Origin of the sequence: Acidovorax sp. T1, assembly GCF_002176815.1 — a bacterium.
Classification (GTDB): Bacteria; Pseudomonadota; Gammaproteobacteria; order Burkholderiales; family Burkholderiaceae_C; genus Acidovorax.
Genome location: NZ_CP021648.1, coordinates 2,723,396 through 2,748,151, shown reverse-complemented (window position 1 = coordinate 2,748,151; position 24,756 = coordinate 2,723,396). Strand labels below are relative to the sequence as shown.

Below are 24,756 nucleotides of genomic sequence, written 5' to 3'. Positions count from 1 at the left end.
TAGATAAGCGCTGGAAGCCAATTTGATCAAAAAATTAATGTGCGGCGCCAAGGGGCGATGCGGTGTTGCCAGATGCCGCCAAACGCAGGCCTTGGCAATGCCGGTGTTGCGCGCAGGGCAGGATGCGTTGAAACTCTTTCACGTCCGCCCACCATTTTTTATCGAGGCCCTTCATGACTGCCGTTGCTGAAATTCTCAAATCCAAGAACGACAACACCGTCCATGCCATCGCACCGGGAGGTTCGGTGCTGGATGCGCTGGAGCGCATGGCCGACAAGCACATCGGGGCCCTGCTGGTGATGGAGGGCGAAGCCATCGTGGGCATATTTACCGAGCGCGACTATGCCCGCAAGATTGCCCTGATGGGCCGCACCTCGGCGGTGACGCTGGTCAGCGATGTCATGACCGCCGACGTGATGTATGTAAGCCCCACCCAGACCAGCCAGGAGTGCATGGCTCTCATGACCGAAAACCGTCTGCGCCATCTGCCCGTGGTCGATGGCGGCAAGCTGATGGGGCTGATCTCTATCGGCGATCTGGTCAAGGACATCATTTCCGAGCAGAAATTCATCATCGAGCAGCTGGAGCACTACATCACCGGCGGCGGGCGCTGAGGTCAATCCCCCCTGAGCCGCTTCGCGTCTTCCCCTCCCGGGGGGGCGCCGCCAGTGCGGCGGGGCGGCCCTCGCACGGCGGCCGCTGGCTTTAGGCCGCGCCGGTATCGTGGCGCGGGTGATGTGCAGCGTTAAGAGCGTCTATGTGCACGAATGGCAGCCCGCAGACCTGGTGATCTGGGACAACCGCAGCACCTTGCACCGAGGCCGGCGCTTCGACATCGCCGAGCGGCGCGAACTGCGCTGCACGACGATCAACGACACGCCCGATGCGATGCTGACGCCTGCGTGACGGGGTCGTTGGTGGCCGGCGCTAGGTACTCTCGCGTACCGTCAGCTCGAACCCCAGGTTCACCGAGTTGTGCTCGGGCGCCTCGCCGCGCATCAGCGCCAGCAGCATGCGCGCGCTGGCCTCGCCGATGGACGCGCGCGGTGTGCGCACGGTGGTCAGCGTGGGCAGCATCTGGTCGCTGCCCGCCAGGTCGTTGAAGCCCGCCACAGCCACCTGGCCCGGCACGGCAATGCGCAGGCGCTGCGCCGCCAGCAGGCCGCCCTGCGCCAGGTCGTCGTTGCAAAAGAAGATGGCGTTCACGTCGGGCCGGGTGCGCAGCAGCTGCTCGAACAGCTCGGCCCCCAGGCGGATGGAGGAGGGCTGGGCGCTGAGCAGTTCCAGGCGCGGGTCATACAGGCCTGCCTCTTTCAGGCAACGGCGGTAGCCCTCGGCGCGCTGCATGGTGCGCGGGTCCAGTTGCGCCGCCACAAAAGCCACGCGGCGGCGGCCGCGCTGCAGCAGGTGATCGGTGATGCGGTGGCCCGCGTCCTGCTGCGAAAAGCCCACGCAGTACACGCCGGGCGCCGAAGTCATCTCCATCAGGTGCACGCAGGGCACACCGCTGGCGGCAATCATCTGCCGTGCGGATTCGGTGCGGTCGAAGCCTGTGACCAGCAGGCCAGCCGGGCGGTGCGCCAGGTAGGTGCGCAGCAACTGCTCCTCTTCATCGGGGTCGTAGTGGGTCACGCCGATCAGGGCCTGGTAGCCATGCGGGAACAAGGTGCGGTGCACGGCATCGAGGACGTCCACGAACAGCGCGTTGGATAGCAGCGGCACCAGCACCGGCACCTGCACACTGCGCTGCGAGGCCAGCGCGCGCGCAGCCGGGTCGGGCACATAACCCAGTTGCTCCACGGCAGCCTTCACGCGCTGCACCAGTTCGTCGGCCACCCCGCGCTCGCCGCGCAGCGCGCGCGAGGCGGTGATGGGGCTCACGCCGGCAGTTTCTGCCACATGGCTGAGCGTGACGCGGCCACTGGAGCGGCGCTTGGGTTCGGGTCTGGGCAAGGGTTTTCCCTTGGGTGGTTATGGTCTGATGGATTTAGGATAGCGCTGTCCAATAGCGAGGGCAAGGCCAGCACGCGAAGTTGTGTGGCCTTTCCTCCATGTGGCACCTGAATTTGTCCACCATCCCAGCGGGATGTTTTTTTGAGGTTTCTTGGATAGCGCTACCAATATGAGTTTTTTGCCCTTATCGCTGTCGTTACCGGTCTTTCTGGTTGTCATGGGCGTGGCCGGCTGCGGCAAGTCCAGCCTGGGCGTCGCCGTCGCCCACGCCCAGGGCCTGCCCCTGATCGAAGGGGACGACCACCACAGTGCCGCCAGCCGCGAGAAGATGAGCCAGGGCATTGCCTTGACCGACGCCGACCGCGATGGCTGGCTGGCCGCGCTCGGCCTGTTGCTGCAGAACCATCCCCAAGGCGCCGTGCTCACCTGTTCGGCCCTCAAGAAGGCTTATCGCGACCGCCTGCGCGCCGCCTGCCCTGGCGTACGCTTCGCCTTTCTTGAGATCGACCGGGTTCCTGCCGGCGAGCGCGTGGCGGCCCGGGTGAACACCCACTTCTTTTCCACCACGCTGGTGGACAGCCAGTTCGCCACGCTCGAGTCGCCCGTGGGCGAGCCCGGTGTGCTGCGCCTGGATGCGCTCCTTCCCATCCCCGCATTGCAAGCCCAGCTGTCCGCTTGGCTCGCCCACCAGGAAGTTACCCCATGAGTGCCGACACTTCCCTCAATGATCCCGGGCCTGGCCACAAGGTGCCCAGTCGTTTTGAAAAAGTGGCCCAGGTGCTGATGGCCAGCTGCCTGGGCGTGATGGCCGTGGCTGTCTTCGTCAACGTGGTACTGCGCTATGGCTTTGGCAGCGGCATCGCCGCCAGCGAGGAGCTGTCGCGCCTGCTGTTCGTCTGGATGGTGTTCATCGGCGCCGCTGCGGCCTATCCCGCGGGCGAGCACATGGCCTTCACAAGCCTGGCCGGGCTGCTGGCGCGGCGGCCGCTGGCCTTCGGCCTGCTTACCGCGCTCATCCGCCTGCTGGTGATTGCCGCCTGCGTGATGCTGGCCTGGGGTGCCTGGCAGCAGGTGGTGGTGGGCCTGGGCAGCCATTCGGTGGTGCTTGGCTACTCGGCGGCGCTGCTGCCGCTGCCCGCCCTTTTGTGCGCGGCGGCCATCGCGGTGATGGCATTGATCGAATTGATTCAACGCGTGCCGCTGGACCTCGGTCACGGCGCGGAAGTGGAGTGATGGCCATGGATCCCGAAGCACAGGCATTCATTGTTTTTTCGCTGGGCATGCTGGTGTTCATGGGCACGGGCATGAACATGGGCCTGGCCCTGGTGCTCACCGGTGCCGGCATGGCCTGGGTGCTCGATTTCTTCGACACGCAGCTGCTGGCCCAGAACCTGGTGGCCGGGGTGGACAGCTTTCCGCTGCTTGCCGTGCCCTTCTTCATCCTGGCCGGCGAGCTCATGAACTCCGGCGGCATCAGCCGGCGCATCATCGACATGGCGCAGGCCTGGGTCGGCCACATCCGCGGTGGCCTGGGCTATGTGGCCATCGGTGCGGCCGTGCTCATGGCCAGCATGAGCGGCTCGGCCCTGGCCGACACGGCGGCGCTGGCCACCATCTTGCTGCCCATGATGCGCCAGCAGGGCTACCCGATGAACACCTCGGCCGGGCTGATCGCTTCGGGCGGCATCATTGCGCCCATCATCCCGCCGTCCATGCCCTTCGTGATCTACGGCGTGACGACCAATACCTCGATCTCGGCACTGTTCGTCTCGGGCATCGTGCCGGGGCTGATGATGGGGGCGGGCCTGATCTTCGCGTGGCGCTGGGTGCTGCGCGGCATCGACCTGCCGCCGAGCCGCGCACCGCTGCCCCTGCGCGAGCGCCTGCGCGCCACGGCCAAGGCCTTCTGGGCGCTGCTGATGCCGCTGATCATCATCGGCGGCATGAAGTCGGGCGTGTTCACGCCCACCGAGGCCGCCGTGGTCGCCGCCTTCTATGCGCTGGCCGTGGCCCTGTTCGTGCACCGCGAGATGCGGGTGCCCGAGATCTACGGCGTGCTGGTGCGCGCCGCCAAGACCACGGCCATCGTAATGTTCCTGTGCGCCGGCGCCCAGGTGGCCAGCTACATGATCACCCTGGCCGACCTGCCCACGGTGCTGACCGGCTGGCTCGGCCCGCTGGTGGAGAATCCGCGCCTGCTGATGGCCGTGATGATGATCGTGCTCGTGCTCATCGGCACGGCGCTGGACCTCACGCCCACCATCCTGATCTTCGCGCCGGTGATGCTGCCCATCGCCGTCAAGGCGGGGATCGACCCGGTGTACTTCGGCCTGATGTTCGTGCTCAACGGCGCCATCGGCCTCATCACTCCTCCCGTGGGCACCGTGCTCAACGTGGTGGCTGGCGTGGGCCGTATCTCGATGCACAGCGTCATCAAGGGCGTCAACCCTTTCCTGTTCACCTACGTGCTGATCCTGGCGCTGCTGGTGGTGTTTCCGCAGATCGTAACGGCACCGGTCCTCTGGATGCGGTGACAGCGTTGCGTCTTTCCTTTTCCGTGCCTTTCTTCCCTTGCCAATGGAGACAACCATGAAAACTTTCCGACGTACCCTGCTGGCCGCCCTGTCGGTGGCCGCTGTTGCTGCCTCGTTCCAGGCTGCCGCCCAGGACTTCAAGCCGCGCATCATCCGCTTTGGCTATGGCCTCAACGAGGTCTCCAACCAGGGGCGCGCCACCAAGCTGTTCGCCCAAGAGGTCGAGAAGGCCTCGGGCGGCAAGATGAAGGTGCGCGCCATCGGTGCCGCCGCCCTGGGTTCGGACGTGCAGATGCAGCAGGCGCTGATCGGCGGTGCGCAGGAGATGATGGTGGGCTCCACCGCCACGCTGGTGGGCATCACCAAGGAGATGGCCATTTGGGACACGCCCTTCCTGTTCAACAACGCCAAGGAGGCCGATGTGGTGCTCGACGGCCCCGTGGGCCAGAAGGTCATGGACAAGCTGCAGGAAAAAGGCCTCGTGGGCCTGGTCTACTGGGAGAACGGCTTTCGCAACCTGACCAACAGCAAGCGCCCCGTGACCAAGCTGGAAGACATGAACGGCATCAAGCTGCGCGTGATGCAGAACAACGTGTTCCTGGACAGCTTCAAGACCCTGGGCGCGAATGCCGTGCCACTGCCGTTCTCGGAGCTGTTCACGGCGCTGGAAACCAACACGGTGGACGGTCAGGAGAACCCCTACAACACCATCCTGTCGAGCAAGTTCTATGAGGTGCAGAAGTACCTCACGGTCACCAACCACGTCTACGGCCCCTGGATCGTGCTGGTCAGCAAGAAATACTGGGATGGTCTCTCGAAGGCCGAACAGAAGGTGCTGCTCGATGCCGCCAAGAAGAGCCGCGAGTTCGAGCGCCAGGACACCCGTGAAGAGGCCAACAAGGCGCTGGCCGACTTGAAGGGCAAGGGTATGCAGGTCAACGAGCTGTCTGCTGCCGAAGCGGGCCGCATGCGCGACAAGCTTGCAGCCGTGAATGCCAGCATTGCCGCCAATGTGGGTGAAGACCTGTGGAAGGATGTGCAGGGCGCCGTGGCGGCGGCGCGCAAGTAAGCAAGCACTGCGGATATACCCGCAGCGCTAATGCGGGTGCAAGTCCCGCTGCGAGCTGGTCACAGTGAGCAAAGTGACCATCGCACACTTTGACGCACTGGGAGTGCCACGCCTGTCCTGACCTCAAACTCCTGAACCGCCCGGTGCGGACCCGCATGCCGGGTGGTGTGGCAGGGGGTGCCTCCGATCATGGAGGCACACTGTGCCGATGCCGCGCCTTGTAGCGTGGGAATTCAAGCCGCCTTTTCCACATGCCCTTGGCGCGTATACAAAAAGTCGATCACGGCCTTGCGGCAGTGCACGTAGCGCGGGTCTTCGGCCAGTGCCACGCGGTTGCGTGGGCGCGGCAGGTTGACCGCCAGCACCTCGCCAATGGTGGCGGCGGGGCCGTTGGTCATCATCACGATCTTGTCGGACAGCAGCACGGCCTCGTCCACATCGTGCGTCACCATCACCACCGTGCTCTGCGTGCGCGCCACGATCTCCAGCAACTCGTCTTGCAGCCGCGCGCGGGTGAGGGCGTCGAGCGCGCCAAAGGGCTCGTCCATCAGCAGCACCTGCGGCTGCATCGACAGCGCCCGCGCAATGCCCACGCGCTGCTTCATGCCGCCCGAGATCTCGCCAGGGCGCTTTTGCGCCGCGTGTGCAAGGCCCACCAGCGCCAGCGCCGCATCGGTGCGGGCCGCCAGCTGCGCCTTGCTTTCGGTTTTGCCGAACACGCGTTCCACCGCCAGATGCACGTTGTCAAAGCAGGTCAGCCAGGGCAGCAGCGAGTGGTTCTGGAACACCACGGCGCGCTCGGGCCCGGGGCCCTTGATCTCCTTGTTGGCGCACAGCAGGGCGCCGCTGGTGGGCGTGGTCAGCCCGGCGATCAGGTTCAGCAGGGTGGATTTGCCGCAGCCCGAGTGCCCGATGAGGGCCACGAACTCGCCCTTGGCGATCGAGAGGTGGATGTCCTTGAGCGCCGGGAACAGGCCCTTGGCGGTCTTGAAGGTCTGCTCGACGCCCTGGATCTCGATGAACTTGGTGGTGAGAGATGTATTCATGATGTTCTCCATTGCCGTTCGCCTTGAGCGTGTCGAAAGGCTTCGACAAGCTCAGCCCGAACGGCGTTGTCAGCTCTTGACTTCCTCGAACGTAAATGCCGTGGCCAGCTTGATGAGTGCATATTCAAGCACCAGCCCGACGATGCCAATCACGAAGATGGCGATGATGATGTTCTTGACGTTCAGGTTGTTCCACTCGTCCCACACCCAAAAGCCAATGCCCACGCCGCCCGTCAGCATCTCGGCCGCCACGATCACCAGCCAGGCCGTGCCCACGGCCAGGCGCACGCCGGTCAGCATGTAAGGCAGCACGGCGGGGAACAAAATCTTGGTGGCGATCTTCCACTCAGACAGGTTCAGCACGCGGGCCACGTTCATGTAGTCCTGCGGCACGCGTTGCACGCCGGTGGCGGTGTTGATGATCATGGGCCAGATCGAGCAGATGAAGATGGTCCAGATGGCCGCCGGGTTGGCGCCCTTGAACACCAGCAAACCAATGGGCAGCCAGGCCAGCGGCGACACCGGCCGCAGCAGGCTGATGAGCGGGTTGAACATGCGCGACAGGAAGTTGAAGCGCCCGATCACAAAACCCGCCGGAATGCCCACCACCGCCGCCAGCCCGAAGCCCACGGCCACGCGCTGCAGCGAGGCCAGCACGTTCCAGCCCACGCCCTGGTCGTTGGGGCCGTTGCTATAGAACGGGTTGCGGAACACTTCCAGCGCCTGCAGCCAGGTCTCGTGGGGGCCGGGAATGCTGTTGCCGGTGCTGGCCGACACCAGCGCCCACAGCCCCACCAGCAAGCCAAGGCCGCACAGCGGCGGCAGCACCGCCAGCCAGAAGCCACGCGAGCGGGCCGCCCAGTCACGCCCCGGCAGGGGGGCAGGCGGGGTCGCTGGTTTTAAGTGATTTTGGCCGCTAGCGCTTGCTGGTTGTGCGCTGGTAGCTATATTTGTAATAGCATCATGCGGGGCTGGCGTGGGCTCCAGCGGGGAGTGGAATACGGCGCTGACCATGGTGGTCTCCTATTGCTCAGGCTTTGATCTTGAAACCGTCGGCGTACTTGGCGGGGTCCTTGCCGTCCCACACCACGCCGTCGATCAGCTTGCTGGTGCGCAGCACATCCTTGGGCACGTTCACCTTGAGGGCGCTGGCCACCGATTTGTAAAGCTCTACCTGGTTCACCTGCTTGGCCACGGCCAGGTAGTCGGGGTGGCTCTTGAGCAGGCCCCAGCGCTTGTGCTGGGTGAGGAACCACATGCCGTCCGACAGATAGGGAAAGTTCACCGCACCGTCGTTGAAGAACTTCATGTGGTTGGGGTCGTCCCAGGTCTTGCCCATGCCGTTCTGGTAGCGGCCCAGGATGCGTTGGTTGATCGCGTCCACGCCCGTGTTCACATAGGCCTTGCCGGCAATCGTCTCGGCCATTTTCATTTTGTTGGACAGGCTGGCGTCGATCCACTGGCTGGCTTCGAGCACCGCCATCATCACGGCGCGCGTGGTGTTGGGGTGCTTTTTGACGAACTCGGCCGTGGTGCCCAGCACCTTCTCGGGGTGGTCCTTCCAGATGTCCTGCGTGGTGTTGGCCGTGATGCCGATGCCGTCCATGATGGCGCGGTGGTTCCAGGGCTCGCCCACGCAAAAACCGTCCATGTTGCCCACGCGCATGTTGGCCACCATCTGCGGCGGCGGCACGGTAATCAGCTTGGCGCCCGACAGCGGGTTGATGCCCGCCGCCGCCAGCCAGTAGTGCATCCACATCGCGTGCGTGCCGGTGGGGAAGGTGCCGGCAAAGGTGTATTCGCGCTTTTCCTTGGCCATCAGCGCCGCCAGCGACGGGCCGTCCACCGCGCCCTTGTCGGCCAAGGCTTTGGACAGCGTGATGGCCTGGCCGTTGTGGTTCAGGTTCATCAGCACCGCCATGTCTTTCTTGGGGCCGGCCGTGCCCAGGTGCACGCCATACACCAGGCCATACAGCACATGGGCAAAGTCCAACTCGCCGTTCACCAGCTTGTCGCGCACGCCGGCCCAGCTGGCCTCTTTGGTGGGAATGATGGTCACGCCGTACTTCTTGTCAAAGCCCAGCACCGAGGCCATCACCACGCTGGCGCAGTCGGTCAGCGGGATGAAGCCGATCTTCACTTCCTTTTTTTCCGGGGCGTCCGAGCCCTGGGCGTGGACGAGCGCACGCAGCGCGGGGCTGATGCCTACCGCACCCACGGTGGCGGCTTGCAGCACGGTGCGGCGGTTGAGGCTGGTTTTCAACAGATCGGTCATGGGGCTTCCCTTGGGCGTGGCAAAACAAAAAAGGCGTCCTCACACCGCGCCGGCTGCATGGGGCAGCGGTGCGCGGGTGGGGACGCCTTTGTCCGGGTTCTGACCACATCCGCCCGCCGTTGGGCGGAGTGGCCAATGCAGACCTGTGAGGGTCTGACCCTGTCAATGCAAGCCCTGTGCCAGCTTGCGGAAATTGTGTTTGCTATTTATTTAGGAGCTGTATGCGTAATAAATACGGGCGATTTACAGCTATTTGATGCAGAAATCCTGTGAACGCCAGCGCACCGCTGTTGTGCGATGCACCATCAGGGCGCGGGAAAGTCGCTGTGTTGTGAGGCGAGCGCGGCGGCAGGCAGAAACAGAAACGGCAAAAACCACAGCGCACCGTTGCGCCCAGTGAGTGCAAACGACAGTGATTTCAGAGAATTGCATATAAAACACTATTTTTATATCAGAAATTAGCTAAAGAGTCATCTTTAGATCGTTTTCGTCGTTACACTTGCCGCCAAGCGTCAGGGTTATCCCGCATTTTTGACCCTGCCGTGCCTTCATTCATCGAAAGAGCCTGTCATGTTGAAAAAGACCCTGTCCGCACTCGCCCTCGCAGTCTTGGCCGTCAGCACCCATGCAGCCGACGTGCTGAAAGTGGCCGCAACGGCCGTGCCCCATGCCGAAATCCTGAACTTTGTGAAGCCCCAGCTCAAGGCCCAGGGCGTGGATCTGCAGGTCAAGGAGTTCAGCGACTACATTCAGCCCAACGCGGCGGTCGAAGACAAGCAGCTGGACGCCAACTTCTTCCAGCACCAGCCCTACCTGGACAGCTACAACAAGGACCGCAAGAGCAGCCTGGTGCAGGTGCCCAATGGCAAGGTGCATGTGGAGCCCTTCGGCGCTTACTCCAGCAAGATCAAGAACGTGAAGGACCTGAAGGATGGCGCCACGGTGGCGATTCCGAACGACCCCTCCAACGGTGGCCGCGCGCTGATCTTGCTGGCCAAGCAAGGGCTGATCGAGCTCAAGGACCCCAAGAGCCTCACGCCCACGCCCCTGGACGTGGCCAAGAACCCCAAGAAGCTGAAGTTCAAGGAACTTGAGGCGCCCCTGCTGCCCCGTGCACTGGCCGATGTGGATCTGGCCCTGATCAACACCAACTACGCCATCGAAGCCAAGCTCAACCCCACCAAGGATGCGCTGTTCATCGAAGGCGCAGATTCGCCCTACACCAACATCGTTGCGGCCCGCGCGGACCGTGCCAACGACGCCAACATCGCCAAGCTGATCAAGGCCCTGCACACGCCGGAAGTGAAGAAGTTCATCCAGGACAAGTACAAGGGGGCCGTGGTTCCTGCGTTCTGAGCGCGCCTCGGCCTCGTTGCATACCATCCAAAACGCTGCTTTCGGGCAGCGTTTTTTTGTCAGGACGGATGCCTGTTCAATCCGCTGGGTCGGCCAACGCGCCCATGGGCCCACGCCTCAACCCAGCAAGTCCATCACATCCAGCATGCGCTGCGCCACATCGACCAGCTTGAGGCCCTTGTCCATGGCGGTCTTGCGCAGTTTTTCGTAGGCGGCCTGTTCGCTCAGCCCCTGGCGCTGCATGAGCAGGCCCTTGGCGCGGTCGATGGTCTTGCGGTCTTTGAGCTCTGTGCGCGCGTCGGCCAGTTCGGTGCGCAGGGCCTGTTCGTGCTGAAAGCGCGCCATGGCCACATCCAGGATGGGGCGGATGCGCTGGGGCGCCAGCCCTGCCACGATGTAGGCAGACACGCCCGCAGCCACGGCGTCCTTTACATGCGTGGTGTCTTCATCGTTGGTGAACATGACGATGGGGCGGCGGGCGTCGCGCGTGGCCATTACCACATGTTCCAGCGCGTCGCGGGCCTCGCTTTCTGCGTCCACGATGATCAGGTCGGGCTGCAGCTGGGCCAGCCGCTCGCTCAAAAAAACATCGGCCGGCAGCGTGGCGATGAGGTTGAAATTGTTTTCCAGCAGGCCAATGCGCAGCGCCCGCGAGCGCTCGGCCTGGGTGGCGGCGTGTTCGTCGTCGGGGTCGGCAATGGCCAGGTCGGGGGCCACCACCACAATGCGCAGGGCGTCGGTCATACCAGATGGTAAGCAAAATTTACGCCACAAGTTGGTGCGCCGGGATGGTGCACAGCGCTGGTGCGGGCTGTGAATCTGGTGGTCGCCACGCCGGGCTTTGCGCCCGCATTCAGACTGCAGGCGTGGCCGCGATGGCCCCGGGTTTTACACTTGGGGCATGAGCTTGCTGATCCTGGGTATTGAATCTTCGTGCGATGAAACCGGCGTGGCGCTGGTCCGCTCTACGGGCGGGGTGGCTGTGCCCGCCTTGCTGGCGCATGCCTTGCACAGCCAGATCGAGATGCACCAGGCCTATGGCGGCGTGGTGCCCGAGCTGGCCAGCCGCGACCATATCCGTCGCGTGTTGCCGCTCACCGAGGCCGTCATGGCTGAAGCGGGCCAGCGCCTTGCCGATGTGGACGTGGTGGCCTACACCCGGGGGCCGGGCCTGGCGGGTGCGCTGTTGGTGGGCGCGGGTGTGGCTTGCGCGCTGGGTGCGGCACTGGGCAAGCCGGTGCTGGGCGTGCACCACCTTGAAGGGCATTTGCTGTCGCCGTTTTTAAGTGCCGACCCGCCGGAGTTCCCCTTCGTCGCCTTGCTGGTGTCGGGCGGCCACACCCAGCTGATGCGGGTGGACGGCGTGGGCCGCTACGAACTGCTGGGCGAAACCATCGACGATGCGGCGGGCGAGGCGTTTGACAAGTCGGCCAAGCTGATGGGCCTGGGCTACCCGGGCGGACCGGCCCTGTCGCGCCTGGCCGAGCAGGGCGACGCCACGGCCTTCAAGCTGCCGCGCCCGCTGCTGCACAGCGGCAACCTCGATTTTTCGTTTGCAGGCCTCAAGACCGCCGTGCTGACGCAGGCCAAAAAACTCGGCGATGCGCTGGAGGCGCGCAAAGCCGATTTGGCCGCGAGCACCGAGGCAGCGATTGTGGAGGTGCTGGTCAAGAAGACGCTGGCCGCGCTCAGGCAGACGGGCCTGCAGCGCGTGGTGGTGGCTGGTGGCGTGGGTGCCAACCGCCATTTGCGCGCCCAGCTCAATGCCGCCTGCGCGCAGAACAAGGTGCGTGTGCATTACCCCGAACTGCATTTGTGCACCGACAACGGCGCCATGATTGCCATGGCAGCGGCCATGCGGCTGCAGGCTGGCCAGCAGCAGGCCAACCGCGACTATGCGTTTGACGTCAAGCCCCGCTGGCCACTTGACGCGCTGGCGTCCTGAGTTGCGGGGGCGTTGAACAGCGCCGCCCGGCCCCAACGCTTGGGTGCCATGTGCGCGGCAATGTGCGGCAGCTTTACGCGGGCTTCACTTTTCTGTATCGGGCAGGACATGACCGCACCGCACAATGGGGCATGCCATGTACACCGCCTCTTTCCCATGAATGACTGTTCTCTTGCCGCTGCAGGGCACCCTGCGCCGTGCGCGCGCTTTCGTCTGACTGCTTTTGCCGGGCTTTGGGTGCTGACGCCGGCCGTGGCGCTGCTGGCCGGTTGTGCCAGCCTGGTGCAGCCCGACGGCAGCCTGCCGCAAACCCCGGTTCCGGCGGCCTGGTCCGCGCCAACGCCAGCGGGCGTGCCCGCCACGTCGCTGGCGCAATGGTGGCAGCGGTTCAACGACCCGCAGCTCACGCGGCTGGTCACCCAGGCCCTGCAGGCCAACACCAGCCTGCGCAGCGCACAAGCCGCATTGCAGCAGGCGCGCGCGCAGGTGGATGTGCAGGCTGCGGGCCTGCTGCCCAGCGTGGGGGCTTCGGCGTCGGCCCAGCGCAGCCGGGCGTCGAACACCACCGGCAACAGTTTTCAGGCGGGGTTTGATGCCAGCTGGGAGCCCGACGTGTTTGGCCGCCTGCGCAGTGGCGTGAATGCCAGCGAGGCCGAGGCACAGGCCGCCGAGGCCAGCCTGGCCGACGTGCAGGTGTCGCTGGCCGCCGAAACGGCCGTGAACTACATCGAGCTGCGGGGCCTGCAGCAGCGGCTGGCCATTGCGCGCAGCAACCTGGCCAGCCAGCAGGAAACCCTGCAGATCACCCAGTGGCGGCTGCGGGCCGGGCTCACCACCTCGCTGGTGGCCGAGCAGGCCCGTGGAGCGGCAGAGCAAACTGCCGCGCAGATTCCGGCGCTCGAATCGAGCCTGGCCCAGTCGCGCCACAGCCTGGCCGTGCTGACCGGGCAGGCCCCCCTGGCGCTGGATGCGCAGTTGGCCGGCACGGTGGCCGTGCCGCAAGCCCCGCAAGACCTGGCGCTGGCCATTCCTGCCGAAACCCTGCGGCAGCGGCCCGACGTGCGGGCGGCCGAGCAGCGCATTGCCGCCGCGCTGGCCCGGGTGTCGCAGGCTGATGCCGCGCGTTATCCCGACTTCCGCATCTCCGGCAATCTGGGCCTGCGCGCCCTGACGCTGGGCGCCCTCACCAGCGGCGGCTCCATCGCCAGCGCCTTGCTGGCCAGTGTGTCGATGCCGGTGTTTGATGGCGGCGCGGCGCGCGCCCAGGTGCGCGTGCAGGAGGCGGCGCTGGAGCAGGCCCGCGTGGCCTACGAGGCCTCGGTGCTCACGGCGCTCAAGGATGTGGAGGATGCCCTGGTGTCCCTGCGCGGCAATCGCGAGCGCCTGGTGCGGCTGCAGGCGGCTGCCGATGCCGCCGGCAATGCGGCCTTGCTGGCCCAGCAACGCTACAGCAGCGGCCTGATCGACTTCCAGTCGGTGCTGGAAACCCAGCGCACGCTGCTGTCCACCCAGGACAGCGTGGCCACCACCGTGGCCGGCGTTTCGGCCGACCATGTGCGGCTGTACAAGGCGCTGGGCGGCGGCTGGCAATAGCCCCGCAGTAGCCCGCGCCTGCCACCCCAACCGCCCCCAACCCCCACCGAATCCGATGGTCATGACTTCTCCTGAAAAAAACACCCCTGCCGCCAGCCCGTCCACCGCCGCTGATGACCTGCAAACACTGCTCGGCGGCGGCGAGCCGCGCCGCTGGTGGCAGCGCTCGACCCTGTGGCTGGGCGTGGCGGCGCTGGCGCTGGCGGGCGGCGGCATCATCTACTGGCAGAGCCACCAGCGCGCCAGCGCAGCCCCGGTGTATGTGACCGAGGAGGTGCGCCGGGGCAACCTCACCCTCAACGTGTCGGCCAATGGCACCTTGCAGCCCACGCGGGCGGTCACCATTGGCAGCGAGCTGTCGGGCACGGTCAAAAACGTGCTGGTGGACGTGAACGACAAGGTCAAAAAGGGCCAGGTGCTGGTCGAACTCGACACGGCCAAGCTCGATGCGCAGGTGCTGCGCTCGCGCGCTGCGCTGGCGGCGGCGCAGGCGCGGTTGGCGCAGGCGGTGGCCACCACCAAAGAGGCGCTGGCCGGCTTTGGGCGGCTGGAAGATGTGGCGCGGCTGTCGGGCGGCAAGGTGCCGTCGGCCGCCGAACTTGACAGCGGCCGGGCCACGCTCGACCGCGCCCGGGCCGACGAAGCCAGTGCCCGCGCCTCGGTGGACGACGCCCGGGCAGCGCTTTCCACCGATGTCACCAACCTGTCCAAGGCCTCGATCCGCTCGCCCATCGATGGCGTGGTGCTCACCCGCACGGTCGAGCCAGGCAACGCCGTGGCTGCCTCGCTGCAGGCCGTGACGCTGTTCACGCTGGCCGAAGACCTCACGCGGCTGCGGCTGGACGTAAGCGTGGACGAGGCCGACGTGGGCTCGGTCAAGCTCGACCAGAAGGCCAGCTTCACGGTCAGCGCCTATCCCTCGCGCCGCTATCCGGCCAAGGTCACGCGGGTGTCGTTCGGCTCCACCAAAACCGACAACGTGGTCACCTACATCACCTGGCTGGAGGTGGACAACTCCGACCTGAGCCTGCGCCCCGGCATGACGGCAGCGGCCACCATCACCTCCACCGAGCGCAACGATGTGCTGCTGGTGCCCAACACGGCGCTGCGTTTCACCCCGGCGGTTGCTGCCGGGGCGGCGGCCCAGCCGGCGTCGTCGGGCGGCGGCATCATGTCGCAGCTGATGCCACGCATGCCGCGCTCGGGCGCACGCCGGGCGGGCGGCAGTGGTGAAGCCGGCGACGGCGCGGGCCGCGCACGCCAGGTGTGGGTGCTCAAGGACGGCACAGCGCACGCCGTGACGGTGCAGGTGGGCATCAGCGATGGCCGCCGCACCGAGGTCAGCGGCGAAGGTCTGGCTGAGGGCATGGCCGTCATCACCGACCAGCGTTCCAGCGGGGCCGCGAAATGAGCGAGGCCGCAAACGCCACAGGTGAGGGCGGCCGGGGGGCCGGAAATGCGCCGCCGCTGATCCGTCTGCGCGGCGTGACCAAGGTGTATGGCGAGGGCGCGCTGGCCTTCCAGGCGCTCAAGGGGGTGGATCTGGACATCACCCAGGGCGACTTTGTGGCCATCATGGGCCCCAGCGGCTCCGGCAAATCCACCGCCATGAACACCCTGGGCTGCCTGGACCGGCCCACCGCAGGCGAATACCTGTTCAAAGGCGTGCATGTGGAATCGCTCTCGCGCGACGAGCGCGCGCGCCTGCGCCGGCAATACTTTGGCTTTGTGTTCCAGGGCTTCAACCTGCTGGCGCGCACCTCGGCGCAGGAAAACGTCGAGCTGCCCCTGCTGTACCGGGGGGAATCGGCCACCGCGCGCCACGCTGCTGCGGCGCGCGCGCTCGATGCCGTGGGCCTCAAGGGCTGGGAGCACCACACCCCGTCCGAGCTGTCGGGCGGCCAGCAGCAGCGCGTGGCCATTGCGCGCGCCATCGTCACCGAGCCGGCCGTGCTGCTGGCCGACGAGCCCACCGGCAACCTCGACACCCAGCGCAGCCAGGAAATCATGGAACTGCTGTGGCGGCTCAATGCCGACCAGGGCATCACCGTGCTGATGGTCACCCACGAACCCGACATGGCCGCCTACGCCCGGCGCATCGTGCGTTTTGTCGATGGCAAGGTGGACAGCGACGCGCCCAACCCGCACCCGGCGGGCCTGCGTGCCCCTGTGGCTGTGGTTCCGCAGACGGAGGTGGCGTGATGCTTTTGAACACCCTTCTTCTGGCCCTGCGCTCGATCCGGCGCAACCTGATGCGCTCGTTTCTCACCATCCTGGGCATCGTGATCGGCGTCAGCGCCGTCATCACCATGGTCACGCTGGGCAATGGCGCCACCATGGCGGTGCAAAACCAGATTTCCGGCCTGGGCACCAACCTGCTGCAGGTGCGCCCCGGCCAGCGCATGGGCCCCGGCGGCGGCTCGGGCGCCCCTGCGTTCAAGGACACTGATGCCGACGCCATCGCCCAGCAGATCGGCGGCATTCTGGCCGTGGCGCCCGAGGCGCGGGCCAGCGCCACCGTGGTGGCCAGCGGGCGCAACTGGACCACCAGCATCATCGGCAGCACCAATGCCTGGCTGCAGACGGGCAACTGGGCCGTGCGCACCGGGCGGGTGTTCTCGGATGCCGAGCTGCGCGCCGGTGCCGCCGTGTGCCTGATTGGCGAAACCGTGCGCCGCGAACTCTATGGCACGCGCGATGCCGTGGGCGAGCAATTGCGCGTGAAGGCATTTTCGTGCGAGGTGGTGGGCGTGCTGGCGTCCAAGGGGCAGGGCGCCTTTGGCAATGACCAGGACGACACCGTGCTGGTGCCCCTGCGCACGCTGCAGCGCCGCGTGACCGGCAACACCCGCGTCAACACGCTGCTGGTGTCGATGCAGGACGGCAGCGACCCCGAGCGGGTGAAGGCCAGCCTCACCCAGTTGCTGCGCGAGCTGCGCAAGCTCGCCGACACCGACGAAGACAACTTCAACGTGCTCGACACCAAGCAGCTGGCCGACACGCTCTCGGGCACCACCAAGGTCATGACCATGCTGCTGGGCGCGGTGGCGGCGGTGAGCCTGCTGGTGGGCGGCATCGGCATCATGAACATCATGCTGGTCAGCGTGACCGAGCGCACCCGCGAGATCGGCCTGCGCCTGGCCATCGGCGCCCTGGAGCGCGAGGTGCTGCTGCAGTTCCTGATCGAGGCCGTGGTGCTGGCCGCCTTGGGCGGGCTGATCGGCATCGTGCTGGCCACGGGGGCATCTATCGGCCTGTCGGCCCTGATGGATGTGCCCTACATCTTCAACCCCGGCGTGAACCTGCTGTCGTTCGTTTTCTCGGCCGGGATCGGGGTGGTGTTTGGCTACTTTCCGGCGCGGCGCGCAGCGCGCATGGACCCGATTGATGCGCTGCGGCATGAATGACGCCGGGTGGGCGTCGCCCCTTGCCGATGGTTGCTATCAATAGCTGAGCTGTTGGCGCTTGCCAGACAAGCGCCAGGGCCTGATTTCATCTCAAACCCTGATGGGCTCGACGGATCTGCCGCCAGGCAGCGCCAGATGCAGTGCGTTGTCGGCCGCCACACACACGCGGTTGCGACCGCTGTTCTTGGCCTGGTAGAGCGCGCTGTCGGCACGGGCTATCAGTGCGTTGGCATGGAAGGGGCCGCTGCTCCAGGTGGCCGCACCGGCGCTGACGGTGACCGGCACCGTGCTTTGCTGCCAGCAAAACGGCGTGTTCTGCACCGCCAGCCGCAGTTGCTCGGCCACCTCGCGCGCGCCGGCGGGCGAGGTGTCGGGCAGCAGCACCAGGAACTCCTCGCCACCCCAGCGCGGCACCTGGTCGGTGGCGCGGGCGCGCTCTTGCAGCAGCCTGGCCATTGTCTGCAGCACATGGTCGCCGGCGGCATGGCCGTTCTGGTCGTTGAACTCCGCCATCGGTATGGTGGACGGTATGCCCGCCTGGTATCCAACGGCCATGCACCGCTCCGGGCTTGAAACCTGTTTCCCGATGCGCTTCGCGAACGGTGTGCCCGCTCAACAAAAAACCGCTTGAAGCGCATGCGCTTCAAGCGGTTTTAGCTGTTGAATGCGTAGCTATCGAGGGCTTCCCCTCTCAGCCGTTCAATGCACGACCAGCTGCACCGACTTGTCGGCTGACACCAGCCGCGCCAGTGTCAGCGTGAGCACGCCGTTTTCGAGCTTGGCCGTGCTGGCCGAGGCGTCGATTTCATCGGCCAACTCCCATGCCCGCTGCACCTGGCGGGGTGCGCCTGCCACGCTTTGCAGCTTGACCACATTGCCCTCGATGCTGATCTGCAATTGCTCGCGCGCCAGGCCGGGCACATCGAGCTGCAGCGTGGTGGCCTTGTCGTCCTGGGTCACGGTGCAGCCGGCTGCGGTGCTGGCGCGGGCCGGTGTTTCGAGGGTGCCCATCAGGAAGCGTTGCAGCGCCAGATCGGCAGAGCGGGGTGCGTTGGCGTAGGCGGCGCGGCGGATCACGGGGGCGAAAATCATGGGGGTTGCTCCTATACACTGCGCGGCTCCCGGTGTGGTCGCCGCATGTCAAAGAGGTGTGTGCGGCCACGCCGCATTTCAAGGAAAAAATGGCATGAATAAATTGCGTTCCGCGGGCTTGAAATCAGGCGCAGCGGCATTATGTCGATCCGTTTTGGCCGTGGTTGCCGCGGTGGCTGGCGCGCTGGCCCCGGCGTCTGCCAGCTGGGCACAGGCCCCCGCACCCAGCGCTGCCGTGTCGCAGGCCAAGCCGGTGAAGCTGGCTTTGATCGAGAGCCTCTCGGGCCCTTTCGCCAACACGGGCGAGGCGGTTTTTCGCAACATCTTCTGGGCCATCGAGCGCGTGAATGCGCGCGGCGGCGTGCGCCTGCCCGCCGCCGCAGGCGGTGCGCGCCCGCTGGTACTGGAGCGCTACGACAGCAAGGGCCAGAACGAAGAGGCCCTGTCGGCCCTGCGCGCGGCCATCGACGATGGCGCGCAGGTCATCCTGCAGGGCAATTCGTCGGCCACGGCGGCGGTGCTGATCGACGCCATCAACAAGCACAACGAGCGCGAGCCGGGCAAGCGCGTGCTGTTTCTCAACTACTCGGCGGTGGACCCGATCCTCACCAACGAGAAATGCAGCTTCTGGCATTTCCGTTTCGACGCCCATGCCGACATGCGTATGGCCGCGCTCATGGAAGTGGTGCGCGAGGACAAGGCGCTCAAGAGCGTGTACCTCATCGGCCAGGACTACAGCTTTGGCCAGGCCGTGCTGCGCGAGGCCAAACGCCAGCTGGCCGCGCAGCGCCCCGATGTGGCGGTGGTGGGCGACGAGCTGCACCCCGTGGGCCGCGTGAAAGACTTTGCCCCCTACGCCGTCAAGATCAAGGCCAGCGGTGCGCAGGCCGTGGTGACCGGCAACTGGGGCAACGACCTGACGCTGCTGGTGAAGGCCGCGCGCGAGGTGGGTTATGACGGCAGCTTCTACACCTTCTATGGCAACGCGCTGGGCGCTCCCGCCGCTTTGGGCGATGCCGGTGTGGGCAAGGTGGTGGCCGTGGCCGACTGGCTGCCCAATGTGCCGGGCGCGCAAAGCGAGGCGTTCTACCAGTCGTTCCGCGCGCGCTTTCCCAAGCCGGAGGATGACTATGTGCACATGCGCATGCAGCTCATGGTTGAGGCGCTGGCCCAGTCCATCGAGCGCGCGGGCAGCACCGACGTGGTGGCTGTGGCCCGGCAGATGGAAAAAGCCAGCGTGCAGCTGGCCGGCCAGGGCGGCACCATGCGTGCGGCCGATCACCAGTTCCAGCAGGCCCTGGCCGTGGGTGTGATGGACAAGAAGGGCGCACCCGGCGTGAAGTTCGACGTGGAAGGCTCGGGCTACGGCTTTCGCGTGGTGCGGCAGATCGCGGCCGCCAAGGCGCAACAGCCGCACAGCTGCCAGATGCAGCGGTTTTGAGCCTCAGCGCGACAGCGCGGCAGGTGGACGGCGTGCAGCTGCTGCCGCTCCGCTGCGCGGCCCCCCGCGCTCAGCGCCGGATCCGGTAGCCCGTCTTGAACACCCACCACACCGCAGCCAGGCACGCCGCCATGAACACCAGCGTCATGCCCACGCTCACGCCAATGTGAACGTCGGCCGCGCCATAGAAGGCCCAGCGCAGTCCGCTGATGAGATAAACCACCGGGTTGAACAGTGAGACGGTTTGCCAAAACGGCGGCAGCATGCTGATGCTGTAGAACGCACCGCCCAGAAACGTCAGCGGCGTGATGACCAGCAGCGGAATGATCTGCAGCTTCTGAAAGCTGTCGGCCCACAGGCCGATGAGAAACCCGAACAGGCAGAAGGTGATGGCCGTCAGCACCAGAAAGCCGAGCATCCACACCGGGTGGGCGACCTCGTAAGGCACAAACACCCGCGCCGTCGCCAGGATCAGCGCGCCCACGATCAGCGACTTGGTGGCCGCCGCGCCCACATAGCCCAGCAGCACCTCGACCCAGTTGACCGGTGCGCTCAGCAGCTCGTAAATGGTGCCCGACCACTTGGGCATGTAGATGCCAAAGGACGCGTTGGAAATGCTCTCGGAGAGCAGCGACAGCATCAACAGGCCCGGGATGATGTAGGCGCCATAGTCCACGCCCCCAATGTCGCCCATGCGCGAGCCAATGGCCGAGCCGAAGACGATGAAGTACAGCGAGGTCGAGAGCACGGGCGCAATCAGGCTTTGCGCCCAGGTGCGAAAGGCGCGGTTCATCTCGAAGCGGTAAATGGCGCGCACGCCATGCAGGTTCAGTCCCATCATTGGCCGGCTTTCTGTTCGTGAACGAGGCTGACGAAGATGTCTTCGAGCGAGCTCTCCGATGAATGCAGATCCTTGAAGTCGATGCCGTGCTCGCCCAGTGCGCGCAGCAGCGCAGCGATGCCGGTGTCTTCCTGCTGGGTGTCAAAGCTGTAGGTTAGCGCATGGCCGTCGGCAGACAGGGCCAGTGGCCAGCGCGCAAGCGATTCGGGCAGGCGCTCCATGGGGTGCTGCAGCGTGAGGGTGAGCTGCTTTTTGCCGAGCTTGCGCATCAGCACGGCTTTGTCTTCCACCACGATCAACTCGCCCTGGCGGATCACGCCGATGCGGTCGGCCATGTCCTCGGCTTCCTCGATGTAGTGCGTGGTCAGGATGATGGTGGTGCCGGCATCCTGCAGCGCGCGCACCAGGCGCCACATGTCGTGGCGCAGTTCCACGTCCACGCCGGCGCTGGGTTCGTCGAGGAACAGAATTTTCGGCTCGTGCGACAGCGCCTTGGCGATCAGCACGCGGCGCTTCATGCCGCCCGAGAGCGCCAAAATTTTGCTGTCCCGCTTGTCCCAGAGAGAGAGGTCTTTCAGGATCTTTTCGATCAGCGCCGGATTGGGGGCCTTGCCAAACAGCCCGCGGCTGAAGCTCACGGTGGCCCACACGGTCTCGAACGAGTCGGTGTGCAGCTCCTGCGGCACCAGGCCGATGGCGGAGCGGGCCGCGCGGTAGTCGCGCACGGTGTCAAAGCCGTCGGCCGTCACGCTGCCTTCGGTGGCTCTGGTCATGCCGCAGATGACGCTGATCAGCGTGGTCTTGCCGGCGCCGTTGGGGCCGAGCAGGGCAAAAATTTCGCCGCGGCGGATGTCCAGGTTGACGTTCTTGAGCGCCTGGAAGCCGCCCGCGTAGGTTTTGCTGAGGCCGCGCACGCGCACGATGGCGTCTGCAACGGGCGTCGAATGGGTGGTGGCTGACATACGGTGTTGGCTTGAAAGAGGTGGGCCAGCTTAGCGTGCGCGCGCTGCGGCCACCTCGCGCCCCAGCTCGATCACGGCCATGGCGTAGTAGCTCGACCAGTTGTAGCGCGTGACGGCATAAAAATTCTCGGTGCCGGCCACGTAGCTGGGCGCGTCGCCGCCGTTTTGCAGTTCCACCAGCGCCAACGGCCCGGCGTGTTGCGCTGCTGCGGCGTCCAGCACGGCACCCTTGGCCTGCATGCTGGCGGCGCTGAAGGTGGGCAGGATGTCGGGGGCCAGCAGTTCGTCAAGTTGCACGCGCGCGGGATCGGCGTCGAACTGCACGCTGTAGTGCGTGGGCAGGCCCGGCTTCCAGCCGTGGGCGATGAAGTAATTGGCCACCGAGCCGATGGCGTCGGCGGGGCTGTTGAACAGGTCCACGCGGCCGTCGCCATCAAAGTCGATGGCGTGGCGCACCCAGCTCGAGGGCATGAACTGCCCCAGGCCCATGGCGCCCGCGTAGCTGCCGCGCGGCGCGAAGGGATCGACGTTGCTGCGGTGCGTGAGGCTCAGAAACTGCTCCAGCTCGCGCTGGAAGAACGCGGTGCGTTCGGCGGCGCGCGGGTGTGCCGCCGGGAAGTCAAACGCCAGCGTGGCCAGCGCGTCCATCACCCGAAAATTGCCCATCTGCTGGCCGTAGATAGTTTCCACGCCGATGATGCCCACGATGATTTCGGCGGGCACGCCAAATTCGCTTTCGGCGCGCGCCAGGGCTTCGGTGTTGTCCTGCCAAAAGCGCAGGCCCGCACGGATGCGCACCGGGTCGATGAAGCGGCTGCGGTACACCCGCCAGTTCTTGGCCTGGCCCTTGGGCGCAGGCAGCATGAGCCGGGGCACCTGGGGCAAAAAGCGCGCTTGTCCGATGGCCTGGCGCACCCATTCGCGGTCCAGGTCGCGGCGCTCGGCCAGGTCGTTGGCAAACTGCAGCGCCTCGGGGCGCGTGGCGTAGGCGGTGCCGACGGGCGCGGCGGCGTTGCGAGCGGTAGTGGCCTGGGTTTTGCCAGATTTTTGGTGTTTTTGGCCGCTAGCGCTTATGGGTATTGCGCAAGCAGCTATCAATAAAATAGCGATGTGTACGGTTTTCAGCATGTCGTCGGGTTCATCGGCGCGCGGTGGCGGCGGGCCAGGAAAGGGATCGGAATTCGCGGCGCAAGGCGCCGAGCTGGCTGGCCGCGGCACCGGGTTGCGCGGCATAGCGCCATTGCTCCAGCCGCAGCAGCCAGTCGGCAACGCCTTGCGCGGCATCGCCAAATTGTGCCTGCACGCGGTGGGCCATGGCGCGCGGTGGCAGGGTGTCGGGCAGGGGCAATCCACTTTGGGCGAGGCGCTGGCGGGCGCGGGCCAGCAGGCGCAGCCAGGGGTCATGCTGGCTGCGCTCCCACAGCGTCCAGCCAGCGCCGCCCAGTGCGGCCAGCCCCACCAGCGCGCCCAGTGCGGTGACGAGGTCTTGCCAGCTGGGCGATTCAAACCCCAGTGCCTTGAGCAAATCGAGCTGGCGGCTTTGCGTGTAGTTCAGCACCCACTGGTTCCAGCCGTTGTTCACGGCCTCCCACATGGCGCGCAGGCTTTGCGCCAGGCCGGGGCTCATGACGGTGCCCATGGCGGTGGCCAGGGCGCCGCGCGGGGCCTGCAGGCGCTGGAAGGCGCCGGTGCGCCCGGGGGCGACCGCGCTGGTGGGGTCCACGCGCACCCAGCCGCGCCCGGCCATCCACACTTCGGCCCAGGCGTGGGCGTCGCTCTGGCGCACGGTCCAGTAGCCGTCCACGGCGTTGCGCTCGCCGCCCTGGTAGCCGGTGACGATGCGCGCCGGAATGTCCATGGCGCGCATCAGCACCACAAAGGCCGAGGCGATGTGTTCGCAAAACCCTTCCTTGCGGTCGAACCAGAACTCGTCGGCCGTGTGCTGGCCGTACACGCCGGGCTCCAGCGTGTAGCGGTAGCCGCCGGTGCGCAGGCGTGTGAGCGCGGCGTTGACCAGCGCGGGCGTGGCGTCACGGTCTGGGTCACTGGCCGGGTCGGATGCGATGCGCGGGTCGCTGCGCAGTTCCTGGGCCAGGGCCAGCGTGCGTGGGTTGAAGCCTGGTGGCAGCTCGGTGTAGGCGCGCAGCGCGGGGGTGGCGGTGTCGGGCCCGTGGCGAAACTGCGGGTAGCTTGCGGCCTGGTAGCGCGTCACGTCGGTGATGGGGCGGCTGGTCCGCCACTGCAGGTCGTCCGTCATGAAGGTGCCCATGCCGGCCACAGCGGGCTTGTCGCGCGCGGCGTCCAGCACCAGCAGCCAGGGGCGCTGGTGGGGCTCCAGCGTGACTTCGTAGCGCAGCGCCGGGCCTTGGACCCGCAGTTGCGCGGGGCTGTTGGGCCGCTCCAGCGCGCGGGTGCCCGCGCGGTACGACAAGGGGTGCCACTCGCTGCCGTCAAAGGTGGCAAACACCGGCCCCCGAAAATACAGGTCGCTTTGCGGCGGCGGGGCCCCGCCGGGGGTGTCGAAGCGCACGCGCATGGCCACGCTGTCGTCCAGCGCCAGCTCGGCGATGTTGCCCACCTTCATCACCCCCGACAGCCCGCTGCGCCCGGCCATGGTGTCGCTGGGCATGCCCCACAGCGGCGCCATGCGCGGAAACAGCAGGAACAGGGCCGCCATGATGGGCGCCCCCAGCAGCGCCATGGTGCCGGCCAGGCGAAACGCGTGCGCCAGCGGCGGGCGCCCCACCGGCATGTGGGCATTGACCAGGGCCGTAAGCAAGCCCAGCAGCGCCACCAGCATGGCCGCCGCTGTGACCAGCGATTGCGAGAAAAAGAAGTTGCTGAGCATCGTGAAGAAGCCCAGGAAAAACACCACCATGGCATCGCGCCGCGCACGCAGCTCCAGCGTCTTGAGCGCCAGCAGCATCACGATGAGCGTGACACCCGCATCGCGCCCCAGAATGGTCTGGTGGGTGAACAGGGTGCCGGCCACGGCCACCGCCAGCAACCCGGCCACGGCCCAGCGCCCCGGCAGCTGCCGGCCGTTCCAGGCCAGCCAGCCGCGCCACAGCAGCACGGCACCCGCCATCAGGCTGGCCCAGGCGGGCACGTGGGCCACCTGCGGCGCCATCACCCAGGCAATCACAACGAGCAGGAACAGTGTGTCCCGCGTGTCGCGTGGCAAGGTGGCAAGGGTCTGGCGCAGGGTCATGGTGTGAGGCGCAGCGCCCGCACACAGGGCG

25 protein-coding genes are annotated in these 24,756 nt (G+C 66.3%); 13 read left to right on the top strand and 12 right to left on the bottom strand.

The window, feature by feature from the left end; all coding sequences use genetic code 11:
* Nucleotides 1-34: 34 nt before the first annotated feature.
* A complete protein-coding gene (locus CCX87_RS20900; RefSeq protein WP_157667134.1) occupies nt 35-175 on the bottom strand; it encodes a hypothetical protein in 141 nt (46 codons plus the stop codon).
* On the opposite strand from CCX87_RS20900, the gene CCX87_RS12985 reads away from it, so the two are divergent.
* Nucleotides 174-614, top strand: a complete 441-nt coding sequence (locus CCX87_RS12985) for a CBS domain-containing protein (RefSeq protein ID WP_087746832.1) — start codon at nt 174-176, stop codon at nt 612-614. The genes CCX87_RS20900 and CCX87_RS12985 overlap by 2 nt on opposite strands.
* Before the next feature lie 121 nt (nt 615-735).
* Nucleotides 736-906: a TauD/TfdA family dioxygenase gene (locus CCX87_RS12980; protein ID WP_232476394.1), complete on the top strand. Its 171-nt coding sequence runs from the start codon at nt 736-738 to the stop codon at nt 904-906.
* Nucleotides 907-927: 21 nt separating this feature from the next.
* Here CCX87_RS12980 and CCX87_RS12975 read toward each other — a convergent pair whose 3' ends face one another.
* The gene (locus CCX87_RS12975; protein WP_087746830.1) at nt 928-1,953 is read right to left on the bottom strand and encodes a LacI family DNA-binding transcriptional regulator; all 1,026 of its coding nucleotides are present in this window, start codon (nt 1,951-1,953) and stop codon (nt 928-930) included.
* Nucleotides 1,954-2,170: 217 nt separating this feature from the next.
* Between CCX87_RS12975 and CCX87_RS12970 the strand changes: the two genes are divergently transcribed.
* The 4 genes from CCX87_RS12970 to CCX87_RS12955 are packed head-to-tail and all read left to right on the top strand — an operon-like array spanning nt 2,171 to nt 5,556.
* A complete protein-coding gene (locus CCX87_RS12970; RefSeq protein ID WP_087748325.1) occupies nt 2,171-2,659 on the top strand; it encodes a gluconokinase in 489 nt (162 codons plus the stop codon).
* Nucleotides 2,656-3,186: a TRAP transporter small permease gene (locus CCX87_RS12965; RefSeq protein WP_087746828.1), complete on the top strand. Its 531-nt coding sequence runs from the start codon at nt 2,656-2,658 to the stop codon at nt 3,184-3,186. Before CCX87_RS12970 ends, CCX87_RS12965 begins: the two co-directional genes overlap by 4 nt.
* 5 nt (nt 3,187-3,191) lie before the next feature.
* Nucleotides 3,192-4,487: a TRAP transporter large permease gene (locus tag CCX87_RS12960; RefSeq protein WP_232476392.1), complete on the top strand. Its 1,296-nt coding sequence runs from the start codon at nt 3,192-3,194 to the stop codon at nt 4,485-4,487.
* Between the two features lie 55 nt (nt 4,488-4,542).
* Nucleotides 4,543-5,556 carry a TRAP transporter substrate-binding protein gene (locus CCX87_RS12955; RefSeq protein ID WP_087746825.1) on the top strand — a complete coding sequence of 338 codons (1,014 nt, stop codon included), beginning with the start codon at nt 4,543-4,545 and terminating at the stop codon, nt 5,554-5,556.
* A gap of 233 nt (nt 5,557-5,789) precedes the next feature.
* On the opposite strand, the gene CCX87_RS12950 is transcribed toward CCX87_RS12955, so the two are convergent.
* The 3 genes from CCX87_RS12950 to CCX87_RS12940 all read right to left on the bottom strand — a co-directional run bounded on the left by CCX87_RS12950 (nt 5,790) and on the right by CCX87_RS12940 (nt 8,877).
* Complete coding sequence (locus tag CCX87_RS12950) at nt 5,790-6,602, bottom strand: ABC transporter ATP-binding protein (RefSeq protein WP_087748323.1); 813 nt, start codon at nt 6,600-6,602, stop codon at nt 5,790-5,792.
* A gap of 69 nt (nt 6,603-6,671) precedes the next feature.
* Entirely contained in the window at nt 6,672-7,616 is a 945-nt protein-coding gene (ntrB, locus tag CCX87_RS12945; protein WP_087746823.1) for a nitrate ABC transporter permease, read from the bottom strand.
* Between the two features lie 16 nt (nt 7,617-7,632).
* Complete coding sequence (locus CCX87_RS12940) at nt 7,633-8,877, bottom strand: CmpA/NrtA family ABC transporter substrate-binding protein (protein WP_087746821.1); 1,245 nt, start codon at nt 8,875-8,877, stop codon at nt 7,633-7,635.
* Between the two features lie 570 nt (nt 8,878-9,447).
* On the opposite strand from CCX87_RS12940, the gene CCX87_RS12935 reads away from it, so the two are divergent.
* Entirely contained in the window at nt 9,448-10,233 is a 786-nt protein-coding gene (locus CCX87_RS12935; protein WP_087746819.1) for a MetQ/NlpA family ABC transporter substrate-binding protein, read from the top strand.
* A gap of 117 nt (nt 10,234-10,350) precedes the next feature.
* Here the strand turns inward: CCX87_RS12935 and CCX87_RS12930 are convergent, their stop codons facing one another.
* Nucleotides 10,351-10,977, bottom strand: coding sequence for an ANTAR domain-containing response regulator (locus CCX87_RS12930; RefSeq protein ID WP_087746817.1), 627 nt, complete (start codon nt 10,975-10,977; stop codon nt 10,351-10,353).
* A 157-nt stretch (nt 10,978-11,134) separates the two neighbouring features.
* On the opposite strand from CCX87_RS12930, the gene tsaD reads away from it, so the two are divergent.
* From tsaD to CCX87_RS12905, 5 genes are all read left to right on the top strand, one after another.
* Entirely contained in the window at nt 11,135-12,178 is a 1,044-nt protein-coding gene (gene tsaD / locus CCX87_RS12925) for a tRNA (adenosine(37)-N6)-threonylcarbamoyltransferase complex transferase subunit TsaD (protein WP_087746816.1), read from the top strand.
* A gap of 156 nt (nt 12,179-12,334) precedes the next feature.
* Nucleotides 12,335-13,771: an efflux transporter outer membrane subunit gene (locus CCX87_RS12920; RefSeq protein ID WP_198314712.1), complete on the top strand. Its 1,437-nt coding sequence runs from the start codon at nt 12,335-12,337 to the stop codon at nt 13,769-13,771.
* A 61-nt stretch (nt 13,772-13,832) separates the two neighbouring features.
* Complete coding sequence (locus CCX87_RS12915) at nt 13,833-15,182, top strand: efflux RND transporter periplasmic adaptor subunit (RefSeq protein WP_087748322.1); 1,350 nt, start codon at nt 13,833-13,835, stop codon at nt 15,180-15,182.
* Entirely contained in the window at nt 15,179-15,973 is a 795-nt protein-coding gene (locus CCX87_RS12910) for an ABC transporter ATP-binding protein (protein WP_087746813.1), read from the top strand. The genes CCX87_RS12915 and CCX87_RS12910 overlap by 4 nt, the downstream gene beginning before the upstream one ends.
* Nucleotides 15,973-17,178 carry an ABC transporter permease gene (locus CCX87_RS12905; RefSeq protein ID WP_087746811.1) on the top strand — a complete coding sequence of 402 codons (1,206 nt, stop codon included), beginning with the start codon at nt 15,973-15,975 and terminating at the stop codon, nt 17,176-17,178. The genes CCX87_RS12910 and CCX87_RS12905 overlap by 1 nt, the downstream gene beginning before the upstream one ends.
* A gap of 90 nt (nt 17,179-17,268) precedes the next feature.
* On the opposite strand, the gene CCX87_RS12900 is transcribed toward CCX87_RS12905, so the two are convergent.
* Together CCX87_RS12900 and CCX87_RS12895 are read right to left on the bottom strand one after the other, a co-directional pair.
* A complete protein-coding gene (locus CCX87_RS12900) occupies nt 17,269-17,733 on the bottom strand; it encodes a GGDEF domain-containing protein (protein WP_087746809.1) in 465 nt (154 codons plus the stop codon).
* 144 nt (nt 17,734-17,877) lie between these two features.
* A complete protein-coding gene (locus tag CCX87_RS12895; protein ID WP_087746807.1) occupies nt 17,878-18,270 on the bottom strand; it encodes an Hsp20/alpha crystallin family protein in 393 nt (130 codons plus the stop codon).
* Nucleotides 18,271-18,364: 94 nt separating this feature from the next.
* On the opposite strand from CCX87_RS12895, the gene CCX87_RS12890 reads away from it, so the two are divergent.
* Nucleotides 18,365-19,711 (top strand): branched-chain amino acid ABC transporter substrate-binding protein, encoded by a 1,347-nt coding sequence (locus CCX87_RS12890; RefSeq protein ID WP_087746805.1) that lies wholly within the window; start codon nt 18,365-18,367, stop codon nt 19,709-19,711.
* Between the two features lie 70 nt (nt 19,712-19,781).
* Here CCX87_RS12890 and CCX87_RS12885 read toward each other — a convergent pair whose 3' ends face one another.
* Genes CCX87_RS12885 through CCX87_RS12870 form a run of 4 tightly spaced genes read right to left on the bottom strand, consistent with a single transcriptional unit; the run spans nt 19,782 to nt 24,725 of the window.
* Nucleotides 19,782-20,543, bottom strand: a complete 762-nt coding sequence (locus CCX87_RS12885; RefSeq protein ID WP_087748321.1) for an ABC transporter permease — start codon at nt 20,541-20,543, stop codon at nt 19,782-19,784.
* A 5-nt stretch (nt 20,544-20,548) separates the two neighbouring features.
* A complete protein-coding gene (locus CCX87_RS12880; protein WP_087746803.1) occupies nt 20,549-21,514 on the bottom strand; it encodes an ABC transporter ATP-binding protein in 966 nt (321 codons plus the stop codon).
* Between the two features lie 30 nt (nt 21,515-21,544).
* On the bottom strand, nt 21,545-22,642 hold the full coding sequence (gene mltB, locus CCX87_RS12875; protein WP_087748320.1) for a lytic murein transglycosylase B: 1,098 nt from the start codon (nt 22,640-22,642) through the stop codon (nt 21,545-21,547).
* Between the two features lie 10 nt (nt 22,643-22,652).
* Nucleotides 22,653-24,725, bottom strand: coding sequence for a transglutaminase family protein (locus CCX87_RS12870; protein ID WP_087746802.1), 2,073 nt, complete (start codon nt 24,723-24,725; stop codon nt 22,653-22,655).
* Nucleotides 24,726-24,756 lie beyond the last annotated feature (31 nt).

Excerpts from the sequence above, each read along its gene's own strand:
- CCX87_RS12985 (WP_087746832.1), top strand. The coding sequence starts at position 174 with ATGACTGCCGTTGCTGAAATTCTCAAATCCAAGAACGACAACACCGTC.
- CCX87_RS20900 (WP_157667134.1), bottom strand. The coding sequence starts at position 175 with ATGAAGGGCCTCGATAAAAAATGGTGGGCGGACGTGAAAGAGTTTCAA.
- CCX87_RS12980 (WP_232476394.1), top strand. The coding sequence starts at position 736 with ATGTGCAGCGTTAAGAGCGTCTATGTGCACGAATGGCAGCCCGCAGAC.
- CCX87_RS12970 (WP_087748325.1), top strand. The coding sequence starts at position 2,171 with ATGGGCGTGGCCGGCTGCGGCAAGTCCAGCCTGGGCGTCGCCGTCGCC.
- CCX87_RS12965 (WP_087746828.1), top strand. The coding sequence starts at position 2,656 with ATGAGTGCCGACACTTCCCTCAATGATCCCGGGCCTGGCCACAAGGTG.
- CCX87_RS12960 (WP_232476392.1), top strand. The coding sequence starts at position 3,192 with ATGGATCCCGAAGCACAGGCATTCATTGTTTTTTCGCTGGGCATGCTG.
- CCX87_RS12955 (WP_087746825.1), top strand. The coding sequence starts at position 4,543 with ATGAAAACTTTCCGACGTACCCTGCTGGCCGCCCTGTCGGTGGCCGCT.
- CCX87_RS12950 (WP_087748323.1), bottom strand. The coding sequence starts at position 6,602 with ATGAATACATCTCTCACCACCAAGTTCATCGAGATCCAGGGCGTCGAG.
- ntrB (WP_087746823.1), bottom strand. The coding sequence starts at position 7,616 with ATGGTCAGCGCCGTATTCCACTCCCCGCTGGAGCCCACGCCAGCCCCG.
- CCX87_RS12940 (WP_087746821.1), bottom strand. The coding sequence starts at position 8,877 with ATGACCGATCTGTTGAAAACCAGCCTCAACCGCCGCACCGTGCTGCAA.
- CCX87_RS12935 (WP_087746819.1), top strand. The coding sequence starts at position 9,448 with ATGTTGAAAAAGACCCTGTCCGCACTCGCCCTCGCAGTCTTGGCCGTC.
- CCX87_RS12930 (WP_087746817.1), bottom strand. The coding sequence starts at position 10,977 with ATGACCGACGCCCTGCGCATTGTGGTGGTGGCCCCCGACCTGGCCATT.
- tsaD (WP_087746816.1), top strand. The coding sequence starts at position 11,135 with ATGAGCTTGCTGATCCTGGGTATTGAATCTTCGTGCGATGAAACCGGC.
- CCX87_RS12920 (WP_198314712.1), top strand. The coding sequence starts at position 12,335 with ATGAATGACTGTTCTCTTGCCGCTGCAGGGCACCCTGCGCCGTGCGCG.
- CCX87_RS12915 (WP_087748322.1), top strand. The coding sequence starts at position 13,833 with ATGACTTCTCCTGAAAAAAACACCCCTGCCGCCAGCCCGTCCACCGCC.
- CCX87_RS12910 (WP_087746813.1), top strand. The coding sequence starts at position 15,179 with ATGAGCGAGGCCGCAAACGCCACAGGTGAGGGCGGCCGGGGGGCCGGA.
- CCX87_RS12905 (WP_087746811.1), top strand. The coding sequence starts at position 15,973 with ATGCTTTTGAACACCCTTCTTCTGGCCCTGCGCTCGATCCGGCGCAAC.
- CCX87_RS12900 (WP_087746809.1), bottom strand. The coding sequence starts at position 17,733 with ATGGCCGTTGGATACCAGGCGGGCATACCGTCCACCATACCGATGGCG.
- CCX87_RS12895 (WP_087746807.1), bottom strand. The coding sequence starts at position 18,270 with ATGATTTTCGCCCCCGTGATCCGCCGCGCCGCCTACGCCAACGCACCC.
- CCX87_RS12890 (WP_087746805.1), top strand. The coding sequence starts at position 18,365 with ATGAATAAATTGCGTTCCGCGGGCTTGAAATCAGGCGCAGCGGCATTA.
- CCX87_RS12880 (WP_087746803.1), bottom strand. The coding sequence starts at position 21,514 with ATGTCAGCCACCACCCATTCGACGCCCGTTGCAGACGCCATCGTGCGC.
- mltB (WP_087748320.1), bottom strand. The coding sequence starts at position 22,642 with ATGCTGAAAACCGTACACATCGCTATTTTATTGATAGCTGCTTGCGCA.
- CCX87_RS12870 (WP_087746802.1), bottom strand. The coding sequence starts at position 24,725 with ATGACCCTGCGCCAGACCCTTGCCACCTTGCCACGCGACACGCGGGAC.